The 16,326-nt window shown below is 69.6% G+C and carries 16 protein-coding genes; 7 read left to right on the forward strand and 9 right to left on the reverse strand.

The window, feature by feature from the left end:
- Positions 1-3 precede the first annotated feature (3 nt).
- Positions 4-1,359: a DUF6351 family protein gene (locus H8R02_RS18225; RefSeq protein WP_222622525.1), complete on the reverse strand. Its 1,356-nt coding sequence runs from the start codon at positions 1,357-1,359 to the stop codon at positions 4-6.
- 210 nt (positions 1,360-1,569) lie between these two features.
- Here H8R02_RS18225 and H8R02_RS18230 point away from each other — a divergent pair, with 210 nt between their 5' ends.
- Complete coding sequence (locus H8R02_RS18230) at positions 1,570-1,848, forward strand: hypothetical protein (RefSeq protein ID WP_187082884.1); 279 nt, start codon at positions 1,570-1,572, stop codon at positions 1,846-1,848.
- Here H8R02_RS18230 and H8R02_RS18235 read toward each other — a convergent pair.
- The gene (locus H8R02_RS18235) at positions 1,845-2,216 is read right to left on the reverse strand and encodes a DUF4148 domain-containing protein (protein WP_187082885.1); all 372 of its coding nucleotides are present in this window, start codon (positions 2,214-2,216) and stop codon (positions 1,845-1,847) included. The two genes, H8R02_RS18230 and H8R02_RS18235, sit on opposite strands and share 4 nt — an antisense overlap.
- A 190-nt stretch (positions 2,217-2,406) precedes the next feature.
- On the opposite strand from H8R02_RS18235, the gene H8R02_RS18240 reads away from it, so the two are divergent.
- From H8R02_RS18240 to H8R02_RS18255, 4 genes are read left to right on the forward strand one after another with little or no spacing between them, the layout of a single operon-like run.
- A complete protein-coding gene (locus H8R02_RS18240; protein ID WP_187082886.1) occupies positions 2,407-4,482 on the forward strand; it encodes an MASE4 domain-containing protein in 2,076 nt (691 codons plus the stop codon).
- Positions 4,479-5,561 carry a sensor histidine kinase gene (locus tag H8R02_RS30835; RefSeq protein ID WP_187082887.1) on the forward strand — a complete coding sequence of 361 codons (1,083 nt, stop codon included), beginning with the start codon at positions 4,479-4,481 and terminating at the stop codon, positions 5,559-5,561. Before H8R02_RS18240 ends, H8R02_RS30835 begins: the two co-directional genes overlap by 4 nt.
- 22 nt (positions 5,562-5,583) lie before the next feature.
- Positions 5,584-6,801, forward strand: coding sequence for an MFS transporter (locus H8R02_RS18250; RefSeq protein ID WP_187082888.1), 1,218 nt, complete (start codon positions 5,584-5,586; stop codon positions 6,799-6,801).
- 12 nt (positions 6,802-6,813) lie between these two features.
- Positions 6,814-6,993: a hypothetical protein gene (locus tag H8R02_RS18255; RefSeq protein WP_187082889.1), complete on the forward strand. Its 180-nt coding sequence runs from the start codon at positions 6,814-6,816 to the stop codon at positions 6,991-6,993.
- A gap of 3 nt (positions 6,994-6,996) precedes the next feature.
- Here H8R02_RS18255 and ltnD read toward each other — a convergent pair whose 3' ends face one another.
- The 5 genes from ltnD to H8R02_RS18280 all read right to left on the reverse strand — a co-directional run bounded on the left by ltnD (position 6,997) and on the right by H8R02_RS18280 (position 10,352).
- On the reverse strand, positions 6,997-7,887 hold the full coding sequence (gene ltnD / locus H8R02_RS18260) for an L-threonate dehydrogenase (RefSeq protein ID WP_187082890.1): 891 nt from the start codon (positions 7,885-7,887) through the stop codon (positions 6,997-6,999).
- The gene (locus tag H8R02_RS18265; RefSeq protein WP_222622526.1) at positions 7,884-8,933 is read right to left on the reverse strand and encodes an alpha/beta hydrolase; all 1,050 of its coding nucleotides are present in this window, start codon (positions 8,931-8,933) and stop codon (positions 7,884-7,886) included. The genes ltnD and H8R02_RS18265 overlap by 4 nt, the downstream gene beginning before the upstream one ends.
- 84 nt (positions 8,934-9,017) lie before the next feature.
- Positions 9,018-9,590, reverse strand: a complete 573-nt coding sequence (locus tag H8R02_RS18270; protein ID WP_187082891.1) for a thioredoxin fold domain-containing protein — start codon at positions 9,588-9,590, stop codon at positions 9,018-9,020.
- A complete protein-coding gene (locus H8R02_RS18275) occupies positions 9,587-9,982 on the reverse strand; it encodes a response regulator (RefSeq protein WP_187082892.1) in 396 nt (131 codons plus the stop codon). The genes H8R02_RS18270 and H8R02_RS18275 overlap by 4 nt, the downstream gene beginning before the upstream one ends.
- Before the next feature lie 67 nt (positions 9,983-10,049).
- On the reverse strand, positions 10,050-10,352 hold the full coding sequence (locus tag H8R02_RS18280; protein ID WP_187082893.1) for a hypothetical protein: 303 nt from the start codon (positions 10,350-10,352) through the stop codon (positions 10,050-10,052).
- A gap of 199 nt (positions 10,353-10,551) precedes the next feature.
- Here H8R02_RS18280 and H8R02_RS18285 point away from each other — a divergent pair, with 199 nt between their 5' ends.
- Positions 10,552-11,040: a hemerythrin domain-containing protein gene (locus tag H8R02_RS18285; RefSeq protein ID WP_187082894.1), complete on the forward strand. Its 489-nt coding sequence runs from the start codon at positions 10,552-10,554 to the stop codon at positions 11,038-11,040.
- Positions 11,041-11,122: 82 nt separating this feature from the next.
- Here H8R02_RS18285 and H8R02_RS18290 read toward each other — a convergent pair whose 3' ends face one another.
- The gene (locus H8R02_RS18290) at positions 11,123-11,869 is read right to left on the reverse strand and encodes a GNAT family N-acetyltransferase (protein ID WP_187082895.1); all 747 of its coding nucleotides are present in this window, start codon (positions 11,867-11,869) and stop codon (positions 11,123-11,125) included.
- A gap of 56 nt (positions 11,870-11,925) precedes the next feature.
- Positions 11,926-13,278, reverse strand: a complete 1,353-nt coding sequence (locus H8R02_RS18295) for a FecR domain-containing protein (protein WP_187082896.1) — start codon at positions 13,276-13,278, stop codon at positions 11,926-11,928.
- 260 nt (positions 13,279-13,538) lie between these two features.
- Between H8R02_RS18295 and H8R02_RS18300 the strand changes: the two genes are divergently transcribed.
- A partial coding sequence (locus H8R02_RS18300; protein WP_187082897.1) for a filamentous hemagglutinin N-terminal domain-containing protein occupies positions 13,539-16,326 on the forward strand: 2,788 nt, incomplete at its 3' end.

The raw sequence follows: 16,326 nt of genomic DNA on the forward strand, positions 1-16,326 counted from the left end.
GGCTCAGCCGAGTGGGCACTCGTTGGCGAGGTCCGCGCCCTGCCGCGGGATCGACTTGCTGTCCGGCGGCATGCGCTTGCCCTTGCTCTCCACCCAGGTCTCCAGCGCGACGAACGCCGCGCGGTAGCACGGCGCGATCGGCCGCAGCCTGTCCGGGAACTCGTCGTAGAGCTGGTCGACGTGGTTGCCCGCTTCCACGACGTAGTAGCGGTGCAGGTTGCCGCGGCCGGCCTTGCGGATCATCTCCGCGTAGTTGTCGCTGTTGGTGCGCATGGGCAGCAGCGAGTCCATCGTGCCGTGCAGCGTGATCATCGGCTTGCCGATGCGACCCGTGAGCGAGATGGCGGCCACGGCATCGCGCACGGCAGCGGGGCGCGTGGCGTAGTCGTAGTCCGCATCGCAGTACGGCTCTCCGGACTGGCAGAACGCGATGCCGCCATTGAGCAGCCCGTCGTAGGTCGGGTCCATCTCCTCGCGGTACGTGCGCTGGGTGAGGTCCCAGTAGACGCCCCAGTGGTGCTCCCACAGGAACTCCGAGCCGCGCGCGTAGCCGGCCGCGATGATCTGCTCGTACGCGTTCGCATCGCGCGTGGCGCGCCATCTCGGGTACCACTTCAGCGCGGGTGGCAGCGAGGTGAGGATGTTCGGGCCTTCGGGCCGCCAGAACACGCCTTCCCAGTCCACGCCGCCGTCGTACAGGTCGGGCCGGTTCTCCAGCGCGTAGCGCGTGAGGTAGCCGCCGTTCGACAGCCCCGTCATGTAGGTGTACGCGGGCGGCTGGCCATAGCGCTTGCGCACCGTCTCCTTCGCCGCGATGGTGAGCTCGGTGACGCGGCGGTGCCATTCGGCGATGGCGTCGCCCGGGTTCACGCCATCGTTCTGGAAGCTCGTGCCGCTGTTGCCCTTGTCGGTGGACGCGTAGGCATAGCCGCGCGCGACGAACCAGTCGGACAGCAGGTAGTCGTTGGCGTATTGCCGCCGCACGCCGGGCGCGCCCGTCACCACGAGCTTGCCGTTCCAGTTGTCCGGCAGCCGGATGACGAACTGCGCGTCGTGGAACCAGCCGAAGTAGCCGTTGGTGGTGGAGGTGTCCGGGAAGTAGCCGTCCACCTGGATACCCGGGACCGCGCCCGGCGGGTTGCGCGTGGCCTGCGAGTGCAGCGTGCCCCAGTCGCTGATGTCGGTGCGGTTGACGGCGACGAGGTACTTGGTGATGAGGTCCGCCAGGCAGACCTTGTCGATCTTCGCCGCGCCCGGCACGTCCACGGCGTTGAAGTTGGCGCAGCTCACGAGCGGCGACTGCGCGTGGGCCGCGCACACGCCGAGCGACAGGAGCGCGCCGGCCAGCAGTTTCTTCAAGGTTCTTCTCCACGATGGAACGAGAAGTCCCTTATAGGAACCGGCAGCCGAACCGTGGGGTGAAAGCCTGCGCAATCCGTCACGGCTGGGGCAGCCGCGCCGTATCAGCTCGTTTCAATTTGTGCGTCAGCCGGGGATGCAAGCGCGTGCCTATCCCGCCCAACAGCCCGGACCTACAGACGCGGCGAGCGGCGCGGTCAATGCTGCCGCATGCACGAGCGAGCGTGGATGACCGTGGCCGACCTGCCGCACGAATTCAGCGTGCGGCACGCGTTCGAGCGCGCGGCCGGCCGTGTGCACGGCAAGGGCGCGCCGTTTCTCGTGGGCGTCTGCGCGCCCAACGGGGACGTGGTGCTCTCGGGTTATCTCAGCCTGCACCAGCTCAAGACCTTCCTGGCCGACGTGCGCCCCCTGGGCTACTGCAGCGAGCTGATCGCAGCCCCGGCGAAGGGCTGCGACGTGCTCGTGATGCATTCAGACGAAGCTTAACGCGCCGTATTGACGGGCGTGCCGGCCAGCGTGCGGGACACGCTGTGCGGCGTGCGGGCCTGCGCGAAGTACGCGGAGCCGCTGTCCTCGCCGGTCGTCGCGGCGACGACGTCGCGCGAGGCGATGTACTCGGCGACCACCTGCTCGCGCTGCGCCGTGCTCTTGAACGACTTCAGCGGGTTGTACTGGATCGAGTACGTGTTGACGCCGTTCGCCTTGTGCTGGGCCAGTTCGGCCTGCACGTCGGCGCGGGTCTTCACGGACACGAAGGGCGTGGTCTCGAGGGTCGGCGTCTCGGCGAAGGCCTGGCCGGCGGCGGCGGCCGTGGCGGCGAAGACGACGAGGGCGTAAGCGAGGTTGCGGTTCATGGTGGCTCTCCTTCAGGGTGTGCGTGTTGCGGTGAAGGAACTTTAGGAGCCGCCGATTAGGCGTCGCTTAGCGCTCTCTTAGCTGGCCGTTAGGGTGGCTCATCAGTAAAAAAGCATTCAGGTAGCGCAACTCATACGTCTTGTCTATATTCGGGCCCAACAAGAACGCGAATTCAGCAAAGGGGGGTCGATGCTAGCAAGCGCGTCGTTCGTCTCGACGCTGCGTCCCACGCCGGCACAACGCCGCGCCGCCATCGGCGTCGCGCTGCTCTCCGCGGTGTTCTTCGTCGCCGTGGCTCCTTTCGCGAAGGTGCCGCTGCACCAGGTGCCCGCCTTCATCCCGATGTACCAGTCGGCGATCATCGTCTTCGACCTGATCACCGCGGTGCTGCTGCTCGGGCAATACCGCATCCTGCGCGCGCAATCGATGCTGATGCTCGCGTCCGGCTACATCTTCAGCACGCTGATGGCCACGGCCCATGCGCTGAGCTTCCCGGGCCTGTTCGCACCCGGCGGCATCATCGGCGGCGGCGGGCAGACCACGGCATGGCTCTACTTCCTGTGGCACGCCGGCTTTCCCGTGTTCATCGTGGGCTATGCCCTGAGCAAGCCGAACGGCAACACGCGCCCGGCCACCGGCTCGCCACTGCGCGGCATCGCGGCGAGCGTCGCGATGGCCGGGGTGCTGGCCGGCGCGCTCGTGGCACTGCCGACCGTGTTCCACGACTCGATGCCGCGCATCATGGCCGGTAACTCGGACGCGCCGACCAAGGTGGTCGTCGCCATCCTCACCTGGCTGGTGGGCCTGGCCGCGCTCGCGCTCGTGTGGCGCCGCCGGCCGCACACCGTGCTGGACCTGTGGGTGATGGTGGTGCTGTGCGTGTGGACCGCCGACTCGGCCCTTGCCGCCGTCCTGAACCAGGGCCGTTTCGACATCGGCTGGTACGCGGGCCGCGCCTACGGCATGCTCGCGAGCGGTTTCGTGCTGGGCGTGCTGCTGCTGGAAAACGGCAGCCTCTATGCGCGCCTGGCGGAAACCAACCGGCTGCTCGCGGTGAAGAACGGCCAGCTCGCCGACGCGAGCCGCCTGAAGACGGAGTTCCTCGCGAACATGTCGCACGAGCTGCGCACGCCGCTGAACGCGATCATCGGCTTTTCCGAAGTGCTCAAGGACGGCGTCGTCGGCGACCTGGAGCCGGCCCAGCGCGAATACGCGACCGAGATCCATTCGAGCGGCCAGCACCTCCTTTCGCTGATCAACGACGTGCTGGACCTGTCGAAGATCGAGTCCGGCCGCATGTCGCTGGAGCTCGAGCCGGTCAACATCGCCACGCTGCTGGAGCAGGCGCTGCCCATCGTGCGCGAGGCCGCCGCCGACCGCGGCGTGGAGCTGCAGCTGGACGTGCCCCGCGATCTCGGCCTGATCGCCGTCGACGCGCGCAAGACCCGGCAGGTGGTCTACAACCTGCTGTCCAACGCCGTGAAGTTCACGACGGCAGCCGGCCGCGTCGTGCTGCGCGCGCGCCGCGTCGGCGTCGAGCGGCTCGAGACCTGGCAGTCCGACGGCCCGACCGAGCTGCGCCTGCCGCCGCCCACGCTCGAGTGCGCGGAGTACCTCGAGATCACGGTGCAGGACAACGGCATCGGCATCGCGCCGGGCGATGCCGACCGCCTCTTCACGATGTTCTCGCAGCTGGACTCGGCATTGTCCAAGGACGTGGAAGGCTCGGGCCTCGGGCTGATGCTCGTGAGCCAGCTCTCGCGCCTGCATGGCGGCAGCGTCGCGCTGGGCAGCACGCCCGGCAAGGGCACGCAGCTGGTGGTGTGGTTGCCCTGGCGCGAGTGGACGGGCGGCACGCCCGGCTCCGATGCGCCGGGCTTCAGCGTCGACGGCGGCTGGAACGGCGAAACCGTGCTCGTGGTCGAGGACAACGACCACGCCGCGGAGCTCATGCGGCTGCATCTGGAGCCCGAAGGCTTCCGCGTCGTGCGCGTGGCCACGGCACGCGCGGCCATCGACTGGCTGGCCGCCGGCCGCCCGCGCCTCGTGCTGCTCGACCTGCTGCTGCCCGACATGGACGGCTGGGACCTGCTGCAGCACCTCAAGCACCCCGGCAGCCCCACCGGGCAGGTACCGGTGATCATCGTCTCCATCGTGCCCGACGTTCAGCGCGGGCTTGCGCTGGGCGCCAGCGCGGTGCTGCAGAAGCCCTTCTCGCGCGAGGAGCTGCTGGAAGCCGTGCAGGAACTGGTGGTGCCCGCGTGACCGAAGCGCAGCCCACCATCGTCGCCATCGACGACAAGGAGACCAACCTCAAGCTGCTGCGCGCCTACCTGCTCACCGAGCCCTACCGTTTCGTCGGCTTCACCGACCCGGAGGTGGCGCTGCGCAGTGTGACGGCCGACCCGCCCGCGCTCGTGCTGCTGGACCTGATGATGCCGGTGCTGGACGGCTTCGCGATGCTGGAGCTGCTGAAGGACGCGGTGCCGCAGGTGCCGGTGCTCGTGGTCACCGCGGTGCACGACCGCGACGCGCGGCTGCGCGGGCTGGCCGCCGGCGCCCGCGACTACCTCACCAAGCCGGTGGACCGCCACGAGCTCCTGATCCGCGTGCGCAACCTCGTCGCGCTCAAGCAGTCGGCGGACGCGCTGCAGGGCGCGCTGCACGAGCTGCGCATCGCCAACCGCGACCTGCAGGCCTTCGCGGGCAGCCTCGCGCACGACCTGCAGCAGCCGCTGACAACGATCGGCGCTTTCGCGCAGGTGATGCAGCAAGGTGAGCCGCTGTCGGCGGCAAACATCGGCCACTTGCGGCGCATCGCCTCGGCCGCCGACACCGCGGGGCGCATGGTCAAGGGCCTGCTCGAATTCGCGCGGCTCGGGCAGGCACAGGTGCGCAAGGTCCCGGTCGACTTGAACCAGGTGGTGGCGGAAGCACGCGCCGCGCTGCCGCCACGCGACGGCACCCCGGCGCCGAAGTGGACGGTGGCGCGCCTGCCCGTCGTGCAGGGCGACACCGCGTTGCTGCTGATGGCCTTCGTCAACCTCCTCTCCAACGCCGTGAAGTACTCGCGCACGCAGCCGCAGCCCGTGATCACGATCGATGCGCGCAACGAAGGCGGCTGGGTGCACGCCGTGAGCGTGCGCGACAACGGCGTGGGCTTCGACATGGCGCAAGCCGGGCGTCTGTTCACCCCCTTCGAGCGCCTGCACAAACCCGACGAGTTCGAGGGCACGGGCATGGGGCTGGCGAACGTGCGCCGCATCATGGAGAAGCTGGGTGGCGAGGTCACGGCGGACTCGCAGCCGGGCAAAGGCGCGGTGTTCACTTTGGTGTTCCGTTAGCGCTCCCCGCTACCATGCGTCGATGCAGTGGTATTTCGGCTGGAACATCGTCGCGGCTTCGGCCGTCCTCACGCTCCTGTGCACCGGCATGCGGCTGGGCATCGGGCCGTTCTTCCTGCCGATGGCGGGCGACCTCGGTTTCAGCCGCAGCGCGCTCGCGAGCATCGTCGCGGTCGGGATGATCGTTTATGGGCTCGCGATGCCGGTGGCCGGCCACCTGATCGCGCGGCGCGGCACGCGTTTCGTTCTTGTGCTGGGCGCGGCGCTCGTCGTTGCCGCGTGCATCTGGACGACGCAGGCGCGTGACACGACGTCCTTCCTGCTCGCCTTCGGCATCGTGCTGTCGGTCGGCCTCGCATTCATGAGCCCCGTCGCGTTCACGCCGATCATCAGCCACTGGTTCACGCGGCAGCGCGGCATGGCGCTGTTCTTCCTCTCCACCGGTTCGATGGCGGGCATCGCGCTGATGACGCCGCTGTTCACGGCGACCATCGCGGCTTTCAGTTGGCGCGCGACCATGCTGGGGTTCGCGGCGGTCGTCGCGCTGCTGGCACTTCCCGCTGCGATCTTCATCATGCGCGATGAAGCGCCCGCCAACACCGACCTGCTGCCGCATGAAGCAGCCACGCCGGCTGCGTCGCGCCCCGCGGCTCCTTCGGCACGCCTCGCCGACGCATTGCGGACGGCTCCTTTCTGGATGATCTTCCTCGGCCTGTTCTCCTGCGGCTTCAGCATGAACCTGATGGGCACGCACGCGTTGCCGATGCTGATGGACCATGGGTTCGACGCGCACACGAGCTCGTTCGGCATCGGCCTGATCGGGCTGGTGGCCATCGGCGGCACGATCGTGCTGGGCCGCTGGTCCGACCGCCTGCCCCGCCGCAACATCCTCGCGCTGATCTATGGCGTGCGCGGCCTCGGCTTCTTCGCGCTCGTGATCGTCGGCACACAGTGGGAGCTGTACGCCGCGGCCAGCATCGGCGGGCTCGTGTGGGCGGGCAGCATCGCGCTGTCGTCAGCCATCCTCGCGGACCTTTACGGTGTGAAGCTGGTGGGCGTGCTGTACGGGCTGGCCTTCATCGGCCACCAGGTGGGCGGCATGATCAGCGCGTGGCTGGGCGGCTGGGGCTACGAACACTTCGGCACGCACTGGGTGGCCTTCGGCTCGGCGGGCGTGCTGCTGCTCGCGGCCGCCATCCTCTCGCTGCAGCTGCCGGTTCGCAACATGCGCGCGGCGTAGCACAATCCGGCCATGTTCACCAACATCGCCGGCGTGCTGCTGCTGCTGGCCTGCTTCTTCGTCACCTTCGTCGCGGCGCGGTTCCTGCGCAAGCTGTGGCGCACGCACAAGATCCGGCAGGCGGAGCTGGCGGCGCGCGCGGGCGAGTCGCGGCAGGTGCGCCGCGCACGCGAGCGGCGCGAAGCGAAGTAGGCCCTACTTCGCGCCCGGCAGCGTGATGCCGGGGAAGACCTTGATCACCGCCGAATCGTCCTCGCGGCCGTGGCCGGCACTGGACGCCTGCATGAACATCTGGTGCGCGGTCGATGCCAGCGGCAGCGGAAACTTCGACGCGCGCGCGGTATCGAGCACGAGGCCCAGGTCCTTCACGAAGATGTCGACGGCCGACAGCGGCGTGTAGTCGCCCGCGAGCACGTGGGCCATGCGGTTCTCGAACATCCAGCTGTTGCCGGCGCTGTTGGTGATGACCTCGTAGAGCGCGTTCGCATCCACGCCTTCGCGCAGGCCCAGCGCCATCGCTTCGGCAGCGGCGGCAATGTGCACGCCGGCCAGCAGCTGGTTGATGATCTTCACCTTGCTGCCGTTGCCCGCGCGGTCGCCGAGCTTGTAGACCTTGGCGGCCATCGCATCGAGCATGCCGCCCGCCTTGGCGTACGCCTCGGCGCGGCCGGCGGTCATCATCGTCATCTGCCCCGAAGCCGCCTTCGCGGCCCCTCCGGAGATCGGCGCATCGAGGTACAGCAGCCCGCGCTCGGCCAGCCGCGCCTCCAGCGCGACCGACCAGTTGGGGTCCACCGTCGAACACATCACGAACAGGCTGCCCGGCTTCATGCCGGCCGCCGCGCCCGACGGCCCGAACAGAACCTCCTCGGTCTGCGCCGCGTTGACCAACACGCTGACGATGACCTCGCAGCGCTGCGCCATCTCGGCCGGGCTCGCGCACGCCGTGCCGCCTTCGGCGACGAAGGCCTGCACCGCTTCCGGCCGCACGTCGAACACGTGCACGCCGTAACCGGCGCGCCGCAGTGAGCCGGCCATGCCGCGCCCCATGGCGCCGAGGCCGATGACGCCGACGGCTTCGGTCATCGCACCCGCGGCTCGTCGAGGAACTGCTGCACCGTGCGGAACAGGTCCATGCGGTTGCGCTCCATGATGATGGAATGCGTGCCCTCGCCGAGTTCGACGTAGCGCTTCCACGGCGCATTCACCAGCTTCGGGAACAGGTTCTGCGCCATGTAGGAAGGCGTGTCCATGTCCCACTCCGCCTTGACCAGCAGCACCGGCACGCGGATGTCTTCCACCTTCCACGGGATGATGCCGTTGCCCCAGTAGCGCAAGCCGTCGGCGACCACGCCATTGGGTGCGCGCAGCACGGGCGGGTTCTGCGCCATGCCCCATGGATCGGTCTCGAACGTCGCCTTGGCCCACGCCTCGAACCAGCCGGCCGGGATCAGCGCGGCCTGCTTGTCGGGCGCGACGCCGGTGAGCCAGCGGCCCTTCGCATCGCTCATGCGCACCGTGCGGTACGCCGGTGTCGGGCCGGGGCCCGCCTGCACGAGCGACGCCGACTGCCGGATCCACACCGGCGCATACAGCGCGAGCTTCTCCACCTTGTGGTTGTTCAGGCTGGTGTACCACTGCATGATCGCGGTGCCCCACGACCAGGCGAGCAGGTTCACCTTGTCGACGCCGCGCCGCTTGCGGATGAATTCCACCACCGCATCGACGTCGCGCATCGCTTCCTCGGTGCCCGCGAACGGCGGGTTCTCGCCGGCCGGCCTGTCCATCTGCGGCGGCCGCGTCGAATGGCCGTAGCCGCGCAGGTCGAGCAGGTACACGTCGTAGCCGTTGCGCGCGATGTAGTCCATCCACGACATGCCGTCCAGCTGAAGGTCGAACGCCGTGGAGGACGGATAGGTGGCGCCGTGCACGTACAGCACGGTCTTCGCCGACGAGAAGTTCGTCATGTCCGCCGGGCGCTTGTTGCGCACGTAGACCTGGATGCCCGGGTCGCTGGGCACCCGGAATTCCTCCATCACGACCTGCCGGCCGCCCGCGCCTTGTGGCGCAGCACACGCCGTGAGCGCCAGCACGGCGCCTGCCAGACATACCCGCAACATCGAGCTCAGCATGACGTCTCCTCCTCGCCCGCGGGCCTGCCGGCCGGCACGCCGCCGCGGAACCGGGGGCATCACACCACAGGGCTCAGCGCCGCGTCAAGGCTGCGCGCCGATCCAGCGCGCGAGCGCATCGGTGGGCATCGCGCCCTCCTGCACCCTGGCGCCGTCGCCCTGCTTCATCACGAGCGTGGGCACCGAGGCGATGCCGAAGCCGTCGAGCATTTTCGTGTTGCGTGTGACGGCTTCCTTCTGCGCATCGACGTTGCCGGCGGGCACGATGCCGCCGCGCTTTTCGGCCATCAGCTGCTCGTGCGAATCCATCGCGGCAACCGGGTCCGGCGCGGCCAGCAGCGCCGCGCCCTGGGCGAGGCTGTTGCCGTTCAGGACGGCCACCGGGATCCAGACGAAGCGCGCCTGCGACTTCAGCGGCTTGGCGGAATTCCACAGGGCCGCGCAGTGCGGGCACTGCGGGTCGAAGAAGACGTAGACCACGCGCGCGCTCATCGCGGCGCCGACATTGAAGCCTTTTGCCTGCTGCTCGATGGTGGCGATGGATACGGATTTCGCGGCCGCGGACGACGACGCGCCCCCCGATGCGGAGGGCGAGTCCTTGCAGCCGGCCAGCGCCAGCAGCGTGGCCAGCCCCGCCGCGACGAGCGCGGCCCTCACACGCCCGCGGGCTCGCGGTCCACGAGCGAGGCGCAATAGTCGATGAATGCCTGCATGTCCTGCGATTTCTGGAAAACGGCGTCGGCCCCCAGCTTGATGCAATGCTGGCGGATCCCGGGCGTAGCATAGTCGCTCAGCACGACCACCGGGGCACCGGGCGCCGCCTTGCGCGCGCGGGGGATGACGCCCATGCCCGTGCCCTGCTCGAGGATCAGGTCGACCAGCGCGAGGTCCCAGCCGCCGGGGTGCTCATCGAGCCAGAGGTTGGCCTCCGCCTCGGTCGTGCGCGTGGCGACGATCTCGAAACTGGCCGTACCCACCACGTTCAGCAGGTCATGCAGCACACCCTGCATGTGCCGGGTGTCTTCCACAAGAAAAACGCGAATGCTCACTTTGGCTCCCGATGCATCGCATTGTGCCCTGCACAACCGCCGTGCGCAGGCTGTCGTAACAACGTGCTCAATTCTTCCTGCGGTCGAGCTCACCTTGCAAACGTTCTCGCTCGGCCTGCTCTTCGCGCAGAAGCTCGGTGACCTCCTCCAGCTCCTCGGCAGCCTCCTGCACCTTCTGCTCCACGCTGGCGTTCTGGCCGATGGCCCAGGCCACGTCGCCGTGCTTCACCTCCGGCGGCACGTGGCGCTCCAGCGCTTCGTGGGCCAGGCCCAGCTCGGCGCTCGCGACCTCCAGGTCCTTCTGCACCTGGGTGGTCCTGCGGTGGGCTTCGTCGATCGGGCGCCGGGGCGCCGTCGCTGTGGCTGTCATCTGGTGAGTCCTTTTCGGCAATGCGATGAAAACAGGTTAGCGCCGGCCTGCGGCCGAGCATGTCGGCCATCGATGTCGATCCGGCCGCGTGCTGGCCTTCCGGCCGTCGGCACGCTGCCCCATGCATTGCCTACGTTCTCCTACAAAACACGTACGCACCGCTCTCGAACATCGATCACATCAACACAAGGAGAAACACATGCCGAATTCCCGTGGCCAGAAGGACGCGTGCGACCTGCTCGATGCGGACCACCGCGCCGTCAAGAAGATGTTCAAGGAGTACGAGGAACTCACGGGCTCCCGCGCGCGCAGCGCTTCGATGAAGAAGATGGAGCTCGCGCGGCAGATCTGCCACGAGCTGACCGTGCACGCGACGATCGAGGAAGAGATCTTCTACCCGGCCCTGCGCGAGGCGCTGAAGGACACCGACATGCTGGCCGAGGCCGAAGTCGAGCACCAGTCCGCCAAGGACCTCATCGCGCAGATCGAGCAGATGGGCGAGGCCGACGAGATGTTCGACGCGAAGGTGAAGGTGCTGGGCGAGTACATCGACCACCACGTCAAGGAAGAACGCAACGAGATCTTCACGAAGGCGCGTTCCAACCGCAAGCTGGACCTCGTGGCGATGCGCGACGAGCTGGAAGCCCGCAAAGAGGAACTGATGGCCGAGATGGGGATGGAGCAATAGAGCCCCCACGCTCCCCGCTTCGCGAGGATCGCTGCCCCCCGAGGGGGCTGTCGCGCCTTGGGGCGGCCCGGCGGCGCGACGCCTACCTCGCCCAGTACTCGTAGACCCACGCTTCACCGAACCCCGCGCGCGCATAGATCGACCGCGCGCGGGCATTGCCCTGCTCCACCTGCAGGAACGCCCGCGTGAGGCCGCGCGAGAGCGCCTCGCGCGCGAACGCCGCGATGATGCCGCCCGCGAACCCGCGGCCGCGGAAGGCCGGCGCCGTGCGCATGCCGTGGATGCCGCACCAACCCTGGCTGTAGCCGGCCGAGCCGACGGCGGCGACCTTGTCCTCGACAGTCACCGTCGCAAACACGGACGAGCGCGCACGGCGCAGGATGCCCAGGCGGCTCGCGCCGTCCACGGGGTCGAAGCCCTCGCCGAGGAACACCTCGGACCAGCGCGCCGTCGGCGCATCGGTGAACTCCACGTCGATTTCCGCACCGCTGGCGGCCACGCTCTCGCAAGTGGCGACCTCCACCGCGGTGGGCTTCTGCGCGCGCCAGCCGCGCTGCTCGAGTTCGTTGCGCAAGGGCGAGAAAGCGGGGATGCGCGCCAGGCGCAGCATCGGCTCGAGCCCGCGCGACGCGTAGCGCCGCTCGATCTCCTGCAGGACCTCGGGTTCGCACGAGTCGTGGCGCAGCGGCACCGCGCTGTGCGCGCGGCCCACGGTGCCGTCGTCATAGGCCAGCACCCAGTCGCGCAACCGCTCGGTCGCTTGCGGCGGCACCGCGTCGAGCGTGGCGAGTTCGATGCTTTCCGGGTCGGCGGGAACGGGCGTCGGCATCCGCGATTTATACGCGACTGCCGCGCTGCCGCCCGCGCCGGCACGTCAACGGCACGTCAGCGGCACATGTTCGTGCTGCGCGCTTCGGCCACCACCATCGACGCCATCGACATCACGCGCGCCGGCACCGGCACGGGCACCGTGTCGTACTCGATGAAGCGAGGCTGGATGAGCGGCCGCGCCACGCGCCCGCTCAGGCGCGCCATGCCGGTCTCGCCCCGCGCGAGGTGCAGCGACTGCCCGCCGCTGGCGATCTCCACGTGGCCGTCGCGCACGTGCACGAAGACACCGGGTTCGTCCTCGGCGACGTTCTCGCGCGCGAAGAGCTCGGCAGGCACCTGCAGCGCATCCGGGCGCGTGCCGCCCGCGGCCACCGACGTGATCGGGCGCGCGGCGCCGCCGGCCAGCGCGAGGCCCTGGCCGGTTTGCAGCACATGGGTCGCCGTGCCGGCGGCAACCGCGCCGCTGCCCTGCCACGCGAGCACCTCCAGGCCTTCGCCCGCCGGCTCCGCGGCGCATTCGCCGCTGCAGCGCAGGTCGAAGCCGCCCGGCCGCAGCGTGACGGTGCCCGAGCGTGTGTTGACGAGCGCGCCTTGCGGCTGCATCTCGGGGATGCGCCCGCCGAGCACGCGCAGCGAGCCGCGCAGCAGCGACGCGAGCAGCCGGCCCTCGCTGGGGTTGCCCTCGTCGAACACGAAGTCGTCGAGCCGCGCGCGCGTGCCCGGCCCCATGCTCATGCGCGTGCCGTCGCGAAACGCGAGCGCGGCAGTGGCCTGCGGCGACGACTCGAACACCTCGCCGGGATAGATCGGCGAGCCCGCGATCAGCCGCCGCACATGGCCGGCGTTGTCCGCGACGCGCACGTCGCCGTCCACCGTCACCACGCGGGCGCTGGCTGCGGCCGCGTTGGGGCGCGAGTCACCGGCCAGCCGGGCCGACTCCGCGCCGCAGTCGCGCTCGCACACGCGCGCATCGAAGTCCGTGCCGCGGATGCCGATGGTCGCCGTGGTCGTCTGGACCCGCGCGACGTTGGGCGCACCTTTCGAGATGAGCCCGGTGACGGTGCGCAGCCCGCCGCGCACCAGTTGCAGCAGCATGTTGTTGTCCACGCCTTCGCGCTGGTACTGGTACTGCGCCACCACCATCTCGGTGTTCGGCCGCAGCGTCATGCGCGTGCCGTCGACGAAGCGCAGCAGCACCAGCGCGCCGTCCGCCGTCTTGATGCGGTCGCCGGGCTCCACGGCGACGCCCGTCGCGCCGATGCGCGGGGCGCCGCCCTGGGCCGGCTCCACCATCACCACGCCGCGCGCGGTTTCCACCTGCGCGGCCGGCGCCGCCTGCAGCGGTGCCTGCACGAGTGCCAGGGCCGAGGCAGCAGCCGTGGCCAGCCAGGTGCGATTCACTCCCATGACAGCTCTCCCTTCTTCGTTTCTCGCTTTGGTCACCGGTTATAGATGCACACAACTCGTTTCGGGGTGGCCCCGACACGCACACGAGGCGTTGTCCGACGCGACGAGTTCACGCTCCCCGCCGGTTCGTCCGGCGTGTCGGTTTTGTCTGACGGCCAAACAGGACAACGACCGCAAGAGCCACCGTAACCAATTCGCAAACTCGTGCGCTAGCTGTCACACGAAGTCACGCGATGTTGTCCAGAACCAAACTGCTGAGGTTGAGTCGCCGGACGCTGTGCATCGCGATCGCGGGGTGCTTCGGCGGCGGCGCGGCCGCCCAGCCCAGCGGTGCGACCGCCGTCCACGGCACAGCCAGCGTGACCCAGCAGGGGCCGCGCACGCTCGTCACCACCACCAACGGCGCGGGGACGCAGCACTCGGCCATCGACTGGCGCAGCTTCTCGGTGCCGGCGGGCGGCTCCATCTATTTCGCGCAGCCCGGCGCCACGAGCACTTCGATCAACCGCGTGCTCGGCGGCACGCGCAGCGAAGTGTTCGGCAATCTCGGCTCCAACGGCCGGCTCGTGCTCGTCAACCCGGCGGGCATCGCGTTCGGGCCGAACGCGAGCGTGGACACGGCCGGCTTCACTGCCTCGACGCTGGCGATGACGCGCGCCGATGCGATCGCGGGGCGCATGCGCTTCGGCGACGGTTCCGCCGGCGGCGGTGCGCTGCAGTTCGACGGCCGCATCGTCGCGCGCAACGGCGACGTCGTGCTGATCGCGCCGCAGATCATCGCGGGCACGCAGGCCATCATCGAATCGGTGGCGGGCGACACCATCCTCGCCGCGGGGCGCAAGGTGGAGCTCACCGGGCGCGGGCTGGAAGGCATCTTCCTCGAGGTGCGCGCGCCGGAAGACCGCGCGGTGAACCTCGGCACGCTGCGCGGCGACTCGGTCGCGATCTTCGCGGGGCAGCTGCAGCACAGCGGGCTCGTGCAGGCCACGGGCGCTTCCGTGCGCGGCGGCAAGGTCGTGCTCGAAGCAGTGAAGGACGCGGAAGTTTCCGGGGCCGTCACCGCATCGCGCAGCGACAAGGGCGGCCAGGTCCACCTGTCCGGCGAGACCGTTGCATTGCAAGCCGGCGCCACGGTCGACGTGAGCCATGCGCGCGGCGGCGGCGAGGTGCTCGTCGGCGGCGGCTTCCAGGGCAACGATGCGCGCATCCGCAACGCGCAAGCCACGCAGGTCGATGCCGGCGTGCGGCTCATTGCGGACGCGACCGTCGACGGAACCGGCGGCGAAGTGATCGTCTGGAGCGAGGGCCTCACGCGCTTTGCCGGCGCGATCTCCTCGCGTGGCGCAGGCAGCGGCCAGGGTGGTTCCGCCGAAGTTTCCGGCCGTCGCTCGCTCGTGTTCCGCGGCACGGCGGACCTGGGCAGCGCGAGTGATGCGCGCGGCCGCTTGCTGCTGGACCCGGCGATCGTCACGATCCGCGGCGGCACGGGCGACGGCAGCGACGGCAACGGCGCCTCGAATTCGCTCGGCCCCGGCACGGTCGACGCCGCGACGACGCCCAGCCCCTACACGATTTTCCAGAGCGAGCTGGAGGGCGTGCGCGCGGACGTGCGCATCCAGGCCACGCAGCAGATCGGCGTCTCCGGCGCGTTCACCGGCGGCGCGCTGCGGCTGGGCTCCGGCATCGGGCTCACGCTCGAAGTCACCGCGGGGTCTGCCGGTGGCATCGACACGCGCGGCATGCCCATCCGCACGCAGGGTGGGGCCGTGCAGCTGCTGACGACATCCGCGGGACAGAACATCACGACGGACGACATCGAGACGCAGGGTGGTTCGATCCGCGTCGAAGCGATGAATGCACAGGTCTCGATGGGGGGCATCTCGCTCGGTTCCGGCGGCGGCACCATCACGTTGCGCGGCAACCCCGCGAGCGGCTACGGCGTGGCGCTCGACAGGACCACGATCAACTCGGCCGGGGGCCATGTCGTCATTTCCTCCCCCGCCTCGCTGCGCGTGAAGGAAACGTCGTTCTCGACCGGCACCGGCACGCTGACGCTTGCATCCAGCGGCAGCGTGGACTTCACCGGCAACCAGAAACTCGGCGGGCCGACGGTCATCGACGCGGACACGGTCAACATCACCGGCGAGCTGGCGATTTCCGCGAACGTCACGGCGTCCAGCGGCGCGGTGCTCAATGCGTTCGGCACCGTGAAGGTCGAGAACGGCGCCACGCTCGCGGCCGATGGTGGGCAGATGTTGATCGACGAGCAGGGCAAGCTCACCGGCGAGGGCCCCATCGCGCTTGGCGGCGGGGTGGTCGTTTCGCAGGGCGAGATCAAGCCGGGCGAGAACTCGTCCGGGCCCGGCACCCTTCGCATCGCGGGCAACCTGGTCCTCGGCCCCAATGCGAAGTTCCACCCGGATGTGTGGGGCGCGACCCGCTATGACCAGTTGATCGTGACGGGGACGGCGCTGCTGCTCGGCGGCACGTTCACCGCGCACGAGCATGGCGGGTATTCGTCGTTGCCGACGGACCAGTTCCAGTTCCTGCAGGCGGCCGGCGGCCTTCTGGGGCAGTTCTCGACCGTGCAGCTCAACGACATTCCGGGGTTCACGTTGACGTACGGGCCGACGCAGATGGCGGCGTCGGGACCCGCGGCGCCGCCTCTGCCTACGGCTGCGCCGACTCCTGCGCCGACTCCTGCGCCGACTCCTGCGCCGACACCCGCACCGACACCCGCACCGACGCCTGCACCGACGCCCGCTCCAACGCCTGCTCCAACGCCTGCTCCAACGCCTGCTCCAACGCCTGCTCCAACGCCTGCTCCAACGCCTGCTCCAACGCCTGCTCCAACGCCTGCTCCAACGCCTGCTCCGACGCCTGCTCCGACGCCTGCTCCGACGCCTGCTCCGACGCCTGCACCGACTCCGGCACCGACACCCGCACCAACGCCTGCGCCGACTCCCGCGCCGACCCCTGCACCGACCCCTGCACCGACGCCTGCACCGACGCCTGCACCGACGCCTGCTCCGACGCCTGCTCCGACGC

Source organism: Ramlibacter albus (genome assembly GCF_014297445.1).
Classification (GTDB): Bacteria; Pseudomonadota; Gammaproteobacteria; order Burkholderiales; family Burkholderiaceae_C; genus Ramlibacter; species Ramlibacter albus.